We start from the raw sequence: 16,989 nt of genomic DNA on the forward strand, positions 1-16,989 counted from the left end.
CGCATATACTGCTTCATTTTTGAAGATTAATCTGATCTAAACTTTGACCTTTTAATTCAAAAATACAATACTCACTAAACTTTTTAGTGGATTTCCCCTCGCGTAATCTAGGAACTCCCCATTTTATAGGATATTTATTATGACTTTCAACATGATTTGCAACCATTTCTGCAAATTGTACTTCTTTATGAATTAAATTATGATATATCTTTAGTAACCCAAAAAGATTGGCTTTAACAATATCTGAGGTTATAACCAGTGCTGCATTATTTTCATTCAGAATTAGTGTAATTCGGATTTTCCATCCGAATCCGATGGGGCGATTTTTCTCCCTTTCGATATATTGTTCAAACAATTCGAAAGTAGCAACTTCTTCGATCGCAAGAAAAAGATCAACATGATCTAGCTTTGCTGATTTATCTAAAATCATTGAAACTTCGTCTTTTGTTAAATCACTCACAACTAACACGTTCGTGTTAGTTGAAGTTTGTACTTCATACTTGGACTCAAGGACATTTGCCATATTGTTCTCTCCTCTATTTTGCAGAATAACCAGCATCGACCGTAATAGTTGTACCTGTTACTCTACTAGATTCGTCGCTTCCTAACCAAATGGTAGCTTCAGCAACATCTGTCGGCGAAACAACCGTGTTCATTGCCACAGATTGCAAATCAATTTCTTCCTGTTCCCCTAATAGAATGCCTAAAGAATCAGCTACTACTTTGGTCATACTTCCATCAACAAATTCATCATCATATACAGGGCCAGGGCAAATTGCATTAACTCTAATGTTATCCATGGCATAATCCAATGCGGCAGATTTGGTTAATCCAACTAATCCGTGCTTTGACGCAACGTATCCGGCAAAATGTTTATATCCCAAGAGTCCCGCTGTTGAAGCGATATTAATGATACTTCCTACTTGTTGTTTTAACATAATCGGTGCTACACATTTTATAACTCTCCATGGCCCAGACAAATTAACATTGAGTAAAATATCCCATTCGTCACTAGAATAATCATGTGTTGGTTTACCTGCTGGAGCACCAATTCCTGCGTTATTGATCAGGACATCAATTCTTCCAAATCGATCAACTGCATCCTGGACTAAAGCAGAAACCTCTTCTACTTTAGTCACATCAGCATGCTTTTTTAACACATTTACCCCAAGCCTTTTACAAACTTTCTCTGTGTCATCCAGTTGACTTGTTCTAGAGAGATCATACGGTACAGAGTCAATGTTTCTCTCTACATCTGAAATAATTACGTCCGCACCCTCTTCAGCAGCTTTAATTGCACAAGCTTTCCCTATTCCTCTGCCAGCACCGGTAATTAGTACGACCTTATTCTTTAATCTATCCAATTTTACTCACTACCTTCTAAATTATTTAACAAGCTTTGTTCTACGATCTGGAGTGCACGATCTGCTTTCTGAAGCAAATACATATGTTCACCTTCAACTTGATAGAGCTCGTAATCTTTACTAGTGTGTGACTTCCATTTTTCAACCTCATCCTTGCTTACAAAAATATCATTATCAGCGTAAATAGCTGAAATAGGGATGTTAATTATTCCATTATTCACAGGATATTCAATATCCATTTGGAAATCTGCTTTAAACGTTGGCATTAAAAGCTCTTTTAATTCAGGAATATTAAATGCCTCATTTTTCATACCAGTCAGTTGTTCAACTTTTTTAATAAATTCGTCCTCTTGGTTTATGTCGATACCATATTCGCGGATACTACTTGGGCAAAATGCAGCTGAAGCAAATAGATGTTCAATTTTTATTTGTGGTACATTCTCAAGCCTTTTTATTACCTCAAATGCTAATGTAGAACCTAGAAAACAGTGGCCAAAGAATGCAATCCTTCTGTTTACATACTCATCTCCAATCATTTTCGCATAATGATCTGCTGCTTCGTTCAAATCTGTGAAAGGATCTTCTCCAATCTCTCTTTCTCTTCCTGGAAGTTGGATAGGCACTGCTTCAATTTTGGAAGAAAGATTGTTATTCCACTCACTATAAACACTTGCTCCACCACCACCAAATGGAAAACACAACAGGTAAATTACATTTTCATTATTCATTTGTATCTCCTATGCTAATTTTTTATTTTCAATTTTTTCAATTGTTATTTCCTTAGATAAATAATCTTTCCCATACACAAATCTTCTTCCTAGTAAAAAAGAAATTAAAGAGTATGAGAAAAGAACAAGCCCCGATGCAAGAAGTCCATATTCTATGGATATATCGAACACTCTTGAAAGTACTGGAATTAAAGTAATCGTCAGTAAGGAAACAATAAAATTTTTCACAGAATTGATACGCCCCATAAATTCTGATGTACTTCTTTTCTGTAAATTTGTATTGAAAATAGTAATGGAGAATGAATTTGCCGATCCGTACACAATAATTAATAAGAAGGCAAAAATTACATTAATATTTAAAGAAATAATTATTAGAATTAAAGATTGCAACAATAATCCAATAACCGCGGAGTTATTCATTCCCAACTTTTTAGAAAAATTGGCGATATAGGCTACGATTATCATCGAACCAATAGCAAATCCGCTATCAAATAGAGAGATATAGAAGCTGTTGTCATTATAATGATACGCAACCAGAGGAATGAGCATGAGATTAAAAATATTGACCGCCATATAGTCACCAGAACTAACTAGCAAATGAGCTAATAAACTTTTTTCTTTGCCGATTTTCTTGAATAATCGCTTCCAGTCTTCAAAAAACCGACGCCTATACTTTTTTGTTCCATGCGTTCCTTTTTCTTTTTACTGTATTTGATTAGCCCGAAATAAAATGAAGATATAAAATACATACTTCCAGAAATGATCAATGCAGCGGCTGGACTCATAAAGAAAATAATCGATGCAACAACAGCACTACCTATAAGCTGACCTGCTTGAAAAAGAGTCGTAATAATGCTATTAGCCTGCAACAATTCTTCCTGATCTTTAACAAGTTCAGGGGTTAGTGTGAATTGTGCATTTGAGAAGAATGGCACAACAAAATTGACTAAAACGAGAATGATAAATAAATAGCTTAAACTCGTATCAGAATTAACAAGAAAAATCGTGCCTGCTCCGACGATTAACAAACCTTTAGTAAAATCACTGATAACTAGGATCTTCTTTTGATCACTTCGATCAACAACGCTCCCGGAAATAAATTGGACGAGAAACATCACAACATATTGAAGAATAATGACAATCCCTATCGAAGTTGCACTGTTCGTTTTATCATATAAAAGCTTGCTAACAGCAATTAGCTGCATACCACTTCCTATATTTGAAATGAAAATGGCCAATGCTAGCAATCTTATATTCCTTGCATTCTTCAAAAAGCTCCAGAGCATCTTCCCGTTTTTCATAAATCTTCTCCTATGTTTTTTATTTAACTTCGACCTCAAACTCAACACTATTTAAAATTTCATTGGAAATCCGATTCACTTCATCATGAGAATCCCCCACTACCACAAAGTGGCCTACTCGATCCCACGAAGATTTCACAGCCGGAATGATATCTCCTATGCTCTTATCAATTGACCAATTAACCACCTCAGGAATCAATAAGCATTCAATCCCCTTGATTTCCTTCAATTTACCTGCTGGGCAGTTGAAGTATCTTACTGAACTCACCTTGGTAGACTCTTGATGAATATTCGTATTTTGTCGCATCAATATCATTGAATATTCCATCAAAAAATCAAATTCGTACGCATTGCTAATCAAATCATAGATATAGTCACCCGGCATTCTCCCCGCGCACTCAATCAGAACTGGTCCTTGGTCCTGAATTTTCCACTCGGAGTGCAATAAGCCTGATCCAATTTCCAGCTTGTTAACCAAGTTGCTCTTTTCCTTCAACAACACTTCCCAGTCTGTCGCCGGAATTTTCGCTGGGACAATATGCCCCTCTTCCACGAAGTTATCATCAAACGTTATTTTTTCAGTAATATTCGAAAAAATAATTTCGTTATCTCTTACCAGTGTCTCCACGCTAAATTCTGGGCCATCCAAATATTCCTCAACAATGTGTTCTCGATTGATTTTTCTCGAGACTGTAATCTTTTGATTGTCAAGAGCTGTCGTTGTATTCTCCCATGCTTTCTCAATATCACTAATAGATTCAATCTTGCTAATACCAACGCTAGCCTGTAGTGTAGCAGGTTTAAAAATTAATGGCTTCCCTTCGTAAAAGTTGAAAAGGTCTTCTATTTGAATCACTTTTTTATATCTTGGATGCGGGATACCATATTGCTCGCACGCTTCTCTCAACAGAATTTTATTCGTCAACAGCTTAGCATTTTTTTCTTTTAATCCTGGTAAGCCTAACAAATCAGCAATTTTCCCAGTTGCTCTGACTGCATAATCTTTCGATGGAAAAACGGCATCAAATTGTATTTCATCATGCAATGCTTTTGCTATGGCAACACAATCTTCTGAATCAATATAATTTCCGAATAAAACCTTTTTTACCAACGGATTCTTAAATTCGTTAAGTTTATTCTTTTCAAACAATTCTTCCTCTTCAATAATATAAACTTCAATATCAGTACGATTTTTGTAATGATTTAAAGCAACTATCGATAAACCTATCATTAAAATTTTTTGTTTCACGTTCCTTAGCTCCTTTTTGTTATTAGCAAATTGTTATTTCGTCTGTACGTCAATAAATTAAATCAAAGTATACAGGCTGATCTGCTTTGTAAAACAGATTAGACATATCAACAAACTCGGAAAAAATTCAGCAGATTCGGCTACTAATATTGTCATTCCAACGTTAACATAACTAACTGGGCAAACAAGAATTTACCAAAAGATACGGATTAAAGTGTGTACCTGATCTGTTTCGTATTTCAGGTTTTTAGAATTTCATTTTTATAAACTAAATCACTTATTCATCAAAATACATAATTCTCCAATAATTTACCATTTCCTTCTGAACATATGTTCTATTTTAAATAATTTTGTAATTATGTATAATATTTCAATATTTTAATCTTTATTGGTATTTATGCAAAAACATAATTCATGAAATCTACGGTTAGTTAACGAAAGACCATCACAATCTTGAGTGATGGTCTTTCATCTTTTAACACATATCATTATGTAATTACAGCTCTCATTTCACTCCTCATGCTTGATTACACTTGCCTGCGTTTGGAGTCCAAGATCAATCTTAGTTCTTTGTAGAGTGCGTCCATCTTTTGTGTAACCCGTAATATCAAACTGCGTTCCCTGTGCTTTATCAACAAACACATAGAATAATCTAAAGTTCGGTTCGACGGTTACGATTTCAGCCTGTTTCTCTAAGTCCGTCTTATAATCTTTAACCGTGATTCTGGAGATCTCAGGGTTTAGAGCAATTCCGTAAATCATCGGAAAGGGAGAAGAGCCGTATATACTGCTTCCTTTACCAGAAAGATAGTCAACGTAAAATCCTTTATCCTTTACCTCCTTGTCAGAAAGCCCCCTCCGAATATTAGAGTCACTGAAGTTCCCACCATCTTCCCATAACCATCCTTTAGCAGACAATTTGATGTATCTACGCCAATTTGAATCTGGTCATTCGATTTATTTTTTATAAAGAAGGCAATCTCACCACTTGAAATAGGAAGTTCACGGATCATATATGAAACGTATCCCTTACCTCTCTGCTTCTCAATAGCAGCAACTGGAGAGAAGCTATACTCTACATTTCTATATAAAAAGTTAATATATACACCAATAATTACAATTGATGCAAACAGCAGTCCCATCATAATCGTCTTTCTACGTGTCAACATGGTTAGCAAATCTCCCTCCGATCTAATAGTTATTCATTCGACATTTATTTGTCATTTCCTGTATATTTATGGAACAAAAAAAGCGCAACTGCCTTTGCAGATGCGCTTCTTCAACAATTTTATAATGGATACGCTGGGACTGAGAATGATTATGAATGAAAATCCTGACCCGAATGAACTGCCTTCACAAAGCCAGCTCGGATCACAAAATCACCAAAATGTTCGCCATCCTGACGTTCTTTTGCATATTGACTTATGATCGGTCTCAGTGACTCTAAGATCTCAGTTTCACCAATATTTTCTTTATACAGCTTATTAAGTCGGTTTCCGGTAAATCCTCCACCCAAATACATATTGTATTTGCCTGGAGCTTTTCCAATGAAAGCGAGCTCTGCAAGCATCGGCCGAGCACATCCGTTTGGACAACCCGTCATACGTATGACGATTTCCTTCTCCCGCAGACCTGATTCCTCAAGCATAGGTTCAATCTTGTCCATCAGAGTAGGAAGGTAACGTTCCGATTCTGCCATTGCGAGACCACACGTTGGGAAAGAAACACAGGCCATAGAGTTTCTTCGTAAAGCAGAATGATGAATTCCATCCGTAAGCCCATATTGTTTAACTAATGCCTCAATTTTTTTCTTTTTTTGTGTGCTTACATTGGCAATAATCAAGTTCTGATTCGGCGTTAGTCGGAAATCTCCAGTATGCACTTTGGCTATTTCACGCAGACCAGTCATTAGGAGATAATCATCCTCGTCTTTAACGCGGCCACTTTGAATGAAGAGAGTAAGATGTGAATTACCATTCTTCCCCTTCACCCAGCCATATCGATCACCGTTATGGTCGAAATGGTAAGGCTTTGCATCCTCAAGCTTCCAACCCAGACGGTTGTTAAGCTCATTCATAAACCAGTCAAGACCGCGGTCGTCAATCGTATATTTGAAACGAGCATGCTTACGAACTGCACGATCACCATAGTCGCGCTGAATCGTAACCGTCTTCTCTGCTACATCGATCATTTGTTCAGGAGTACAGAAGCCAATGACTTTGGAAACCTGAGGATATGTCTTAGCATCGCCATGTGACATCCCCATTCCGCCGCCCACAGCTACGTTGAAACCAATAAGTTTTCCTTCTTCCACAATCGCGATTAACCCAAGATCCTGAGAGAATACATCTACATCATTTGAAGGAGGTACTGCCATACCAATTTTAAACTTACGTGGTAAATAAACTGCTCCATAGATTGGTTCTTGTTCTTCTTCGTTATCCTGACTATCTACGACCTTCTCTCCATCTAGCCAAATTTCATGATAGGCTCTCGTACGCGGATCGAGATGGTCGCTCACTTTACAGGCCCAATCGTATACCTCAGAATGTACCTCTGATTGGTAAGGATTCGGATTACACATGACATTACGGTTTACATCGCCACAAGCCGCTAACGTACTCAATAATGAATCGTTCACGGCACGAATCGTATTCTTCAAGTCCCACTTGAGTACACCATGTAGCTGAAATGATTGACGGGTTGTCAAGCGAATCGTTCCATTCGCATATTGCTGAGCAACATTATCCATCATCAGCCATTGCTCTGGAGTAACCACACCGCCAGATGCACGTACCCGTAGCATGAATTGAAAAGCCGGTTCAAGCTTCTGCTTCAGCCGTTCGTTGCGTAAATCCCGATCATCTTGCATGTAACTACCATGATGCTTCATTAAACGGTTATCATCTTCAGGAATTGAACCTGTGATCCGATCTTGTAATGTCTCGGTTAGACTTCCACGTAGATATTGACTTCTACGTTTGATTTCTTCTACATCGCTATGTGGCGCACTGTTCTGCGACAATAAATTATTTTCTGACATTCAGCTAATCTCCTCTCGTAATCTTTGGGCATTTAAATTAATAAACGTCCCGCTGATAACGTTTCTGCTGTTGCATACGGCTTAGATACTCCGCTGCTTCCTCGGGGCTGAGACCGCCTCTTGTTCGAGGATTGTTGCCAAAGCCGCGTTAACATCATGAGCCATCTTCTTCTCATCGCCACAGACATATACGTATGCGCCTTCTTGCAGCCACTGATACAGTTCTTGTTTCTTCTCAAGCATTCGATGTTGAACATAAACTTTCTGGTCGGAATCTCGAGAGAATGCAACATCCATTTTGGTAAGAATGCCTTCTTTGAGCCAACGTTGCCATTCCGTCTGGTATAAGAAGTCTGTTGAGAAGTGTTGATCACCATAGAAAAGCCAGGTTTTCCCTTGAGCTCCCGTTTCTTCTCTTTCTCCTAAGAAAGATCTAAATGGCGCAACACCCGTTCCAGGTCCAATCATAATGATCGGTGCATCTGGATTCTCCGCAAGCTTGAAATTCGGATTGTGCTGAATATAGACAGGTAACGAATCTCCAGCCTGTATCCGTTCAGATAGTTGAATGGAGCATACCCCATAACGATCTCGTCCCTGCTGCTCATATTGAACCGTTCGGACGGTGACATGCACTTCATCTGGATATGATTTGGAACTGCTCGCGATCGAGTATAGACGTCCAGGTATCTTTCTGAGAATAGATACGAACTCTTGAGCAGGGATATCTTTCAAAGAACAATCCTGTACCAAATCCAGTAAATCACGATCGCTTAGATAGATTCTTAGTGCGTCTTCATGTCCCGTCTTTAAAAGCTCATTCAATCCAGCACTTGAAGTAAGATTTGCTATTTGCGTAAGTAAAGGTTTCGTAAGGACTGTAATCTCAAAATGACGAAGTAACGCTTCACGAAGCGATTTACGATCGCCATTCTTATGAATGACAACCGATTCCTCTGCATTCCATCCCATCGCTTCAATTAACTCGTCTACAAGACGAGGATGATTCTCAGGATAAATTCCTAAGCTGTCGCCTGGTTCATAATGTAGATTCGATCCCTCTAAGGAGATCTCCAGGTGACGTGTTTCCCTGTCCGATCCACGACCATTCAAATTCAAGTTCTCCAGAACTTCAGCATGAAAAGGATTCGTTCTCGAGTATTCAGACTCTGTTGCGCTTAGTTCAGATCCACTACCTACATTAGCAATAGTAGAGCTTGCCGTTGCCTGACCTAAAGAACTAATAACCTCGTTCATCCATTCTGCAGCCGATTCGTCAAAATCCACATCACAGTCCACACGTGGACTAAGTCGCTTACCGCCCAACTCTTCTAAGCGCTTGTCGAAATCCTTACCGGTTTGGCAGAAGAACTCATAGGAGGTGTCTCCCAAAGAAAGTACGGAAAACGATAAGTCTTCCAATTGTGGTGCTCTTTTGCTATGTAGAAACTCATAGAAAGGAATTGCGTTATCGGGTGGCTCTCCTTCACCATGGGTACTCACCAAAATAAGCAGGTTTTGAACCTTCTTTAAGCCGTTCGGTTTAAAGTCGCCCATAGAGGATAACGTAATTTGAAAATCAAGCTCTTTCAGTTTTTTGGCCATTTTCTGTGCTAATCCGTTACAGTTACCCGTTTGAGATCCGAATAGGATTGTAACCTCTTTAGAACTTTCTATTACATTCGCTGCCACAGGTGCTAACTGTGCTTCTCCTGAAGTTGTCACGGAGGAAATACTCGTTCCCTGTATAGCAGTTAGATAACCGCTAAGCCAGACGCCTTGAACATCCGTTAGTGTAGGTAAAATACGATTGAGCAGTTCTGCTTGCTCCTGATTAAAAGGACTGTTTGTTACTTTGAGTTCCAACAAATTTCCACCTCGCGTAGAATACCATGATATTAATTCCTAGTAAAACTATCAAATTAATCTTAAGCTCTCTTGAAACTAACACAGACAGCAGTAGCGGTCAATTAGAATGTTCTTATAGGTTCTATCAGTTATCGTGATATAAAGCGACACAAGCAAATCAAATACAACAAAAAGCACCTACTAAGATGAATAGTAGGTGCTTTTTGTTGTAAGTATAATATCTATTTTAACGTTTCAAATGATAAGGAACTGTCGTAATAATCACATTTTTTTGGTTAATAAGGTATGTTCTGAGCACTAAGCTTGTTTGGTTATGCAGGATATGCTGCCACCAATGCTTCGTAATAAACTGAGGAATCAGCACCGTAATATGATCTGTTTCAGAGTTTTTCCACTCGACCGTATTAATGAATTTCAGTAATGGGCGAATGACACTGCGGTAACTTGAACGAAGCACGATTAAACGCACTCCAGGATTCCATTCATCCCACTTCTTTTCCATCCGTTCAATATCTTCATCCGTGAAACCGACGTAAACAGCGACAACATTATCGGTTACCGATTTGGCATAACCAATGGATTGCTTAACAACCTGAGTGATACCTGCAATCGGAACAACAATCGTATTCCCTTTGATGATCGGTTTGTCTTTAAGGATATCAATTCGTAATTGCTCTGCTGTATTATGATAATGACGATTTGTTTGGTAAAAAATGAAGATCACAATGGGTAGGAATATAAATACCATCCAGATGTGCGAGAATTTGGTAAGGACAAAGATCAAAGAAATGGTTAGTGTCGTAAGCATACCGATTGTATTAATGATTAGCTTCGTTCTCCAGCCTGAAGGCTTGAGCTTGATCCAGCGCATCATCATACCTAGCTGTGAAAGTGTAAATGGAATAAAAACACCTAATGCATATAAAGGAATCAAATTTTCTGTGTTTCCGCTGAACAGGATAACAAGCAGTGCGGACAATATGCCTAGATTAATGATACCATTCGAAAATCCAAGTCGGTCACCGCGAACCATGAACATGCGAGGCATAAACTTATCTTTTGCTAGCATTGATGCCAGTAGTGGAAAAGCGGAATACGCTGTGTTGGCAGCAAGAAATAGAATCAAAGCCGTTATTCCTTGAATGACATAATAAATAATTCCTCTGCCAAATGTGGCATTCGCAATTTGAGAAACCACCGTTTCTTTGGGATTCGGAACAATGCCATACCAGTAAGCAAGTAAGCTGATCCCGATAAACATTGCACCAAGAATGGTTCCCATCATCACAAGTGTTTTCGCTGCATTTTTCTCAGCTGGTTTTTTAAAATTAGGAATGGCATTCGATACAGCTTCTACTCCTGTCAGTGCAGAACAACCTGAACTGAAGGCTTTGAGGAGTAAGAAAAGACTGATATTCGATACAGTCGTGCCCATTTCAGGGACAGCTGCATGTATGCCACCACTCAAATATTTTATAACTCCGGAAATAATCAAAACGAATATGGAAATGACGAATAAGTATACCGGGACTGCGAGTACAGAAGCTGCTTCTGTAACCCCTCGTAGATTCATTATTGTTAGGAATACAATCATAATGAGGGCGATTAATACTCTGTGATCATGAAGTGATGGAAATGCGGATGTGATAGCATCTGTCCCTGCAGAGGAACTTACCGCTACGGTTAGGATATAGTCGACCAGTAATGAACCGCCAGCGAGAAGTCCAACCGGAACGCCTAAATTATCTTTTGCAACGATGTACGCTCCTCCGCCTGTGGGATAAGCGAAAATTGTTTGGCGATATGAGAAAATTAAAATCAGCAAAAGGCCCAAAACAGCAATTGAGATGGGAATAGAATACCATACTGCAGCAAATCCGGCTGCCATGAGCACAATCAATATTTGCTCTGTTCCATAGGCTACCGATGAGAGAGCATCTGAGGACAAAACGGCGAGTGCCTTAAGCTTTGTCAGCTTCTCTCCTTCAATTTCTGCACTCTTCATCGGTCTACCGATTAAGAGCCTTTTAAACTTACCTACCATACATTAATTTCCTCTCTGTATATAAATCATAAACTCCAGTCCAATCATCTTCGCTTCAGCAAAAGACAAGAAATTATAACACCAAAAAAAATAATCGACAAACATTTTTTTGGACGATGAGAGGTGTTTCTTTAGCCTTTTCACCTCACTGGAGAGTTATACGCCATGCGACTCCGTTATAGTACATTAAAGGAATCCAAAATTTTGAAGTATGTAAAATTATAAAGGCAGCCCCTTGGGGCTGCCTCGTCATTTTGTCAAATTAGCAATCACCTAAGGTGTGCTGACCTCTACCGCATCAGAGTTGATACGAGTGCCAACGGCTTTTACGACAAAATTATACTTATTCGCAGCGTTAATATTACTAACAGAGAGGGTGTAATCCGTTTTACCCGATTCTACAGGTACATAAACACTCCAATAAGAACTCACTTTGTCATTCTTTTCATATATTCTAAAACCTCTTACAGGCTCCGCACTCACTGTAGGGGCCTTCCACGTAATTGTAGCTTTTGTGCCACTTACCGTGACCTTAGCATTCTCCACCTTAGCTGGTTTTGTATCCGTTCTTTGGATACCATAGTGATCGTAAACCTTGACTCCATTATCTCCGTTTTTCTCATCTTTTTTAGCTGCGGTATAAGCTGTAAACTGCAATACATTGCTTTCAACCGACACATCGGTAAACATCTTCTTCGATGGCTGTGCATCAATTGCAGCGAAATAATCATTGTATCCTGGATATTTCGTATAAAATTTATCCCCAAAAGCATTAGACATCAGATAGATGGTTCCTTTCGGATTAATAGCATTTCCTTGAGCATCAAATTTCAGCTGACTCGTTGGAATTGCTTTATCTGCGAGCATTTGGAACGATCTCATATACATGTGATCATGCGCTTCAAATACCATATCGATTCCCATTTCGTCGAAAGCAGGAATGAGTTGTTTTTTATAAAATTGGACACGGTCATCCTCATATTCTCCGGCGTTATCTCCAGCAGAATATGGTCCTTTGTGGAAGGTTACGAACTTCCATTTCGCGCTACTCTTTGCCACTGTATTCTTCATCCAGTTCACTTGATCCACAAACTGTTGGTCTACGCTCTTGATATCCTTCCCGTTACTAGCCAGCTCACCCGCATATTGCGAATTGAAAATCATAAAGAGTGCATCACCGTATTCAAAAGAATACACTGACCCATCCGTTGTACTGGATATAACCGTCTTAGGTAAGTTGAAGTGATTATAGAAATTTGAGTTTGCCGTTGTTTCATCGCCATCATAGTCATGAACTTCATGACCACCAACAACCGGAACGATTGGGACATTCAACAGTTGATTCTGAGGAAGTCCGAGCATCCATTGCCACTGCTCCTCCAAATCACCATTGTCTACAAGATCACCTGCGTTAATGATAAATTTTGGGTTACCAATAGTCTCTACAGCTTTACGGAATGTATCTGCCCATGGTTCAAAATCAGTCTTGCTAGAGGCCTGTGAGTCCGATCCCGCAATAAAATGAAAAGGCTGATTGCCTGACGCATCCGTCTGAAATGAACCGATTGTACTCCAGCTATCTGAAGCTCCACTACCTACGCGGAATTTATAATTCGTTCCTGGTGTTAGATTAGAAGCGATGACTTTATGACTTATAAATTTCGTCTTTTTATTCGCTGTCCGATTGGCTTTAGTGACAAAGGTCTGGATCTCCGCTGAAGTACCATTAAACACAAATGCTTCATTTTCTGGGAATGTAGTTCCTTGTACTTTGGACGCTTCCACAACTTGAACAACAGAGCTCGTCATCACATCTGTATACCAAGCAAAAGCGCGTGTTGTCTTCGCATCACCGTTAAAAGTCATATTAATAAGCTTGGGTACAGATGGCGTAGTTTGTGCACTCTGAATCGTAAAGCTCCATGTAATATCATTGGCTAGGCCAATTTGGTCGTCTTTTCCTTGAATGAATGCTTTCGGAACTTTGACAGTGTAGGTTTGACCAGCTACAAATGCGGCATGTTTAATATTTAATGTATTGTTATTCGTGATCTCAGTGGTAACAGAGCCTAGAGCTGTATTGTTTTTGTCCACAATGATAACGTTTGAACCCGCATTTATTGAAATGGATTTATTGAAAGTAATGGTTACAGGAGCAGCAGTTGTTACATTGTTATCACCATTATTCGGTGTCTTCGAAAGGTCTGTTGTAGGCGTAACAACTGGACCACCGCCATCACCTACTGTACTTCCAGAAACACGTATTTCCTTAATCCAGCTCGAACCGGTTTTACCAATGCCAGTCGTGCCTTTGGTATTCGTATCTGATCTGACGATCCAGCGGATGTATAATACGTCCAGATTATTTGCACTGGCTGGTAGAGGCACATTAACAAGTTTGCAGGTATTGCTCGCACACTCAAAACTGGATACTACCATTTTTAAATTCGTATTCGCTACATCTGCCCACGTCTTATTGTCAGTACTGATTTGTACCTTAAAATCACGGGGACCCGTACCGGACGAGTTTTGCTGTGATGATAAGGTTATATTCTCATACCCTTTAGTTGAAACTGTCGCAAGCCAGTACTTTTTACCGTTACCACTATCCCAGCCTTGATAACTTATCGCATGCTGACTACTATCATAATCTTCGTAATAACCACCGATATTTTTAAAAGTTGAAGTACTTTTGAGAGCTCCTCCTGTTGCCGGAAACACTCCACTTTGTCCTGCATTTGCAAAAATCCATTCGGCAAGTAATATTTTATCCTGTGCTACTGCCTCAGTTGTTGTTTTTACTTCACTTGGAAGAATAATTTCAGCACTATTATCCAATTCCGTTTGGAGAAGAGAAGAATCATCATGTGAGTTGCCGTCTGTAGCTGGAAATACCTCAAGATCAGTTGGGTCAGAATTGTACTTCCATTCGCCTAGTGTGCTTAGACCTGTCTTACCCTCTGCGAAAGCAAAGCCATTAAACTGGAAAGTAATGATCATGAGTACCAAAAATATTGAAAGCAGCTGCTTTCCTTTTCTACCCCAATTTGTTTTCATGTGCATCTCCTTTACTATTTTTCATGATCTGTGAAGTTTAATCGCTTTAACTTTCGGAACATTAAAACGCTTCTACTTGACAGACTTCTCATACATAATATACGGAGTGTCTAGCCTATTAAGAACTGAAAAAAACAAGACAAATAAGCTCTTGGCGTAATATAAGGGATAGCGACTATTCCTGCTCTAAATATTGTTCTAATCGAACTTTTATGGATGGCCATTCTGAATCGATAATACTGTAATAAATGGAATCTCGTACATAACCATTATTCAGAACCATATGATTGCGTAGTATACCCTCTTGTTTTCCACCAATTCTCGTAATTGCGTTTTGAGATATGATATTCCTTGAATCTGTCTTAAACTGGACTCGGATCACTCCTAACTCTTCAAAACTATGTTTAAGGAGCAAGTACTTACATTCGGTGTTAACCTTTGTTCTCCATACTTTAGGCGTAATCCAGGTATGTCCAATTTCAAGGCTGCGGTTCTGAATAGACATATCGTATAATCGTGTGGTCCCAAGCACTTCACCCGTTAGTCGGTCTGTTATAACAAAAGGAAGCGCAAGCTGCTGCTCTACTGCACGAGCAGTATACGCTCTCATATCTTGCAGTGTGTTGATTTTAATTAGAGTAAACATCCAAATTTCCGGAAAATTGGCGGCTATAAATAATGATTCGGTGTCGTCCATATGCAGTGGCTTCAATTGCACTGTTTGTCCAGATAATGTGACCGGAATGATGTCCATGGGTATGTCTCTCCTTATGTGGTTAGATGTAACAGATATGACATTCCACAATTATACATGAGGATTGTAATATCTATTTAAACGAGCCTCAATAGGAATGTAATGATTATGTGAATGTTATTTAATTTAATTGATCATAGGCTTCTAAAATGTTAGTTTCTGCTCACCTATTTTGGTTCCCGTAAGTGGATCAATTACGATCAACTATAGGCTCCTTTTTAAAGAAAGTGTGCTACGATTTCCTCCTATATATCAATTCCTCCTTGTACATTTCGCTTTGAACTGCTTTTTTTCCTTCAAATACGCGCTCTAACTAATTTAGGTTATATAGAAACAAATTTACATTTCCCAACGTCTTATTCATGTAGTACGTGGTAGAAAAAGTAATTCATTATTATGTTCAAAGTATACGATACATGAGGAGTACAATGAGAATGATTAAAAAGTTAGGATTAGCTCTACTTATTTTATGTACAACAGTTACTCTTTCGGGTACAAGCTTGGCAGCTTCAATAACGACAAACATAGAAGTATCTAAAACAATATTGGATTATAATAACGTTCGTCCTGAAAGTGATGGAAGCTTCCATGATGGTTTGTTATTCGCCGAACGATCGGATGGATCTCTTACGTACTATAATACCAAAGGAAATACTGCCTTCACTCTACCTAAAGATATCGAGCCTATAAGTGATTTTTTCGAGCAACGGGCTATAGTCAGAAACAAAGAAACAAAACGCTTTGGCTATATCAATACTCTGGGTAAACTTGCCATCTCCTGTCAATATAACGAAGTTGGTTATTTCTCCGAAGGCGTGGCCCATGTGACATTGCCCGATGCTAATCAAGAGGCACTTATCGATAGAATAGGAAAAACAGTTACTCTTTTAACCACCAAATATAGTTCAGACTATTATTTTACAAATGGTCTTTCTATGGTTACTGATCTGAAAAGTAAGAAAATAGGCTTTATCAACACATTAGGTAGATTAACGATCCCTTCTAAGTACACCAATGCAAGCGCTTTTTCTGAAGGAATGGCCACCGTCCAAAACAGCAAAGGAGCTTATGGATATATTGATACTACAGGAAAGGTAATTATTCCGTTTAATTATAAATCTGGTGGTGATTTTTCTGAGGGATTAGCACCTGTGCAAAATACCAAGGGAAAATGGGGATTTATTGATAAAACGGGGAAGATCATGATTCCCTTTCAGTATGACAATGCACACAAATTTAGCGAGGGATTAGCTATTGTATATAATCATAAGGGTCAAGTAGGCTTTATCAATAAAAAAGGTGTCATGGTCGTAGGTTATCAGAAATACACCATCGCATTCAATTTCAAAGAAGGAATTACCTTGGTGGGTATCGGGACAACCGCTAATGGCAAATTTGGTTACATGGATCGCCAAGGCAAATTATTAACGAAACTTGAATATAGGTCCGAATCTTCATCCTTTAACGGGGGCTATGCTGTTGCTATAAAGGCCCCGGGAAAGGCGGTTATACTTACCAAACGTTCACTCACAAAATAATGATGAGTATCATGTAACTTAAAAAGGTGTGGAGCCATGGGG

The 16,989-nt window shown here is 38.8% G+C and carries 13 protein-coding genes and 1 pseudogene; 1 reads left to right on the forward strand and 13 read right to left on the reverse strand.

Features of this window, described 5'->3' with window-relative positions:
- Positions 1-13 precede the first annotated feature (13 nt).
- From JCM16418_RS22310 to JCM16418_RS22365, 13 genes and pseudogenes are all read right to left on the reverse strand, one after another.
- Positions 14-523: a hypothetical protein gene (locus tag JCM16418_RS22310; RefSeq protein ID WP_036653427.1), complete on the reverse strand. Its 510-nt coding sequence runs from the start codon at positions 521-523 to the stop codon at positions 14-16.
- Between the two features lie 13 nt (positions 524-536).
- The gene (locus tag JCM16418_RS22315; protein ID WP_036653429.1) at positions 537-1,364 is read right to left on the reverse strand and encodes an SDR family oxidoreductase; all 828 of its coding nucleotides are present in this window, start codon (positions 1,362-1,364) and stop codon (positions 537-539) included.
- A 2-nt stretch (positions 1,365-1,366) separates the two neighbouring features.
- Positions 1,367-2,092, reverse strand: coding sequence for a thioesterase II family protein (locus tag JCM16418_RS22320; RefSeq protein WP_036653431.1), 726 nt, complete (start codon positions 2,090-2,092; stop codon positions 1,367-1,369).
- Between the two features lie 9 nt (positions 2,093-2,101).
- Positions 2,102-2,719: an MFS transporter gene (locus JCM16418_RS22325; protein ID WP_373280738.1), complete on the reverse strand. Its 618-nt coding sequence runs from the start codon at positions 2,717-2,719 to the stop codon at positions 2,102-2,104.
- Positions 2,695-3,393 carry an MFS transporter gene (locus JCM16418_RS22330; protein WP_036653434.1) on the reverse strand — a complete coding sequence of 233 codons (699 nt, stop codon included), beginning with the start codon at positions 3,391-3,393 and terminating at the stop codon, positions 2,695-2,697. Before JCM16418_RS22330 ends, JCM16418_RS22325 begins: the two co-directional genes overlap by 25 nt.
- Before the next feature lie 19 nt (positions 3,394-3,412).
- Positions 3,413-4,642, reverse strand: coding sequence for an ATP-grasp domain-containing protein (locus tag JCM16418_RS22335; protein WP_036653436.1), 1,230 nt, complete (start codon positions 4,640-4,642; stop codon positions 3,413-3,415).
- A 510-nt stretch (positions 4,643-5,152) separates the two neighbouring features.
- Complete coding sequence (locus JCM16418_RS22340) at positions 5,153-5,404, reverse strand: hypothetical protein (protein WP_052020705.1); 252 nt, start codon at positions 5,402-5,404, stop codon at positions 5,153-5,155.
- Between the two features lie 71 nt (positions 5,405-5,475).
- Positions 5,476-5,811, reverse strand: a complete 336-nt coding sequence (locus JCM16418_RS24065; RefSeq protein ID WP_052020707.1) for a hypothetical protein — start codon at positions 5,809-5,811, stop codon at positions 5,476-5,478.
- A gap of 149 nt (positions 5,812-5,960) precedes the next feature.
- The gene (gene cysI / locus JCM16418_RS22345; RefSeq protein WP_036653438.1) at positions 5,961-7,685 is read right to left on the reverse strand and encodes an assimilatory sulfite reductase (NADPH) hemoprotein subunit; all 1,725 of its coding nucleotides are present in this window, start codon (positions 7,683-7,685) and stop codon (positions 5,961-5,963) included.
- Positions 7,686-7,722: 37 nt separating this feature from the next.
- Positions 7,723-9,551 (reverse strand): annotated as a pseudogene (locus JCM16418_RS22350) (assimilatory sulfite reductase (NADPH) flavoprotein subunit).
- A gap of 229 nt (positions 9,552-9,780) precedes the next feature.
- Complete coding sequence (gene kimA / locus JCM16418_RS22355) at positions 9,781-11,598, reverse strand: potassium transporter KimA (RefSeq protein WP_036653439.1); 1,818 nt, start codon at positions 11,596-11,598, stop codon at positions 9,781-9,783.
- A gap of 273 nt (positions 11,599-11,871) precedes the next feature.
- Complete coding sequence (locus JCM16418_RS24070) at positions 11,872-14,655, reverse strand: metallophosphoesterase (protein WP_052020709.1); 2,784 nt, start codon at positions 14,653-14,655, stop codon at positions 11,872-11,874.
- A 175-nt stretch (positions 14,656-14,830) separates the two neighbouring features.
- On the reverse strand, positions 14,831-15,409 hold the full coding sequence (locus tag JCM16418_RS22365) for a GNAT family N-acetyltransferase (protein ID WP_036653441.1): 579 nt from the start codon (positions 15,407-15,409) through the stop codon (positions 14,831-14,833).
- Positions 15,410-15,843: 434 nt separating this feature from the next.
- Between JCM16418_RS22365 and JCM16418_RS22370 the strand changes: the two genes are divergently transcribed.
- The gene (locus JCM16418_RS22370; RefSeq protein WP_036653442.1) at positions 15,844-16,947 is read left to right on the forward strand and encodes a WG repeat-containing protein; all 1,104 of its coding nucleotides are present in this window, start codon (positions 15,844-15,846) and stop codon (positions 16,945-16,947) included.
- Positions 16,948-16,989: the final 42 nt, after the last annotated feature.

Origin of the sequence: Paenibacillus pini JCM 16418 (genome assembly GCF_000576305.1) — a bacterium.
GTDB classification, from domain to species: domain Bacteria; phylum Bacillota; class Bacilli; order Paenibacillales; family Paenibacillaceae; genus Paenibacillus_AQ; species Paenibacillus_AQ pini.

Bases quoted from the DNA above. Each gene is read 5' to 3' on its own strand.
- JCM16418_RS22310 (WP_036653427.1), bottom strand. From the start codon at position 523: ATGGCAAATGTCCTTGAGTCCAAGTATGAAGTACAAACTTCAACTAAC.
- JCM16418_RS22320 (WP_036653431.1), bottom strand. From the start codon at position 2,092: ATGAATAATGAAAATGTAATTTACCTGTTGTGTTTTCCATTTGGTGGT.
- JCM16418_RS22330 (WP_036653434.1), bottom strand. From the start codon at position 3,393: ATGAAAAACGGGAAGATGCTCTGGAGCTTTTTGAAGAATGCAAGGAAT.
- JCM16418_RS22340 (WP_052020705.1), bottom strand. From the start codon at position 5,404: ATGATTTACGGAATTGCTCTAAACCCTGAGATCTCCAGAATCACGGTT.
- JCM16418_RS24065 (WP_052020707.1), bottom strand. From the start codon at position 5,811: ATGTTGACACGTAGAAAGACGATTATGATGGGACTGCTGTTTGCATCA.
- cysI (WP_036653438.1), bottom strand. From the start codon at position 7,685: ATGTCAGAAAATAATTTATTGTCGCAGAACAGTGCGCCACATAGCGAT.
- kimA (WP_036653439.1), bottom strand. From the start codon at position 11,598: ATGGTAGGTAAGTTTAAAAGGCTCTTAATCGGTAGACCGATGAAGAGT.
- JCM16418_RS24070 (WP_052020709.1), bottom strand. From the start codon at position 14,655: ATGAAAACAAATTGGGGTAGAAAAGGAAAGCAGCTGCTTTCAATATTT.
- JCM16418_RS22365 (WP_036653441.1), bottom strand. From the start codon at position 15,409: ATGGACATCATTCCGGTCACATTATCTGGACAAACAGTGCAATTGAAG.
- JCM16418_RS22370 (WP_036653442.1), top strand. From the start codon at position 15,844: ATGATTAAAAAGTTAGGATTAGCTCTACTTATTTTATGTACAACAGTT.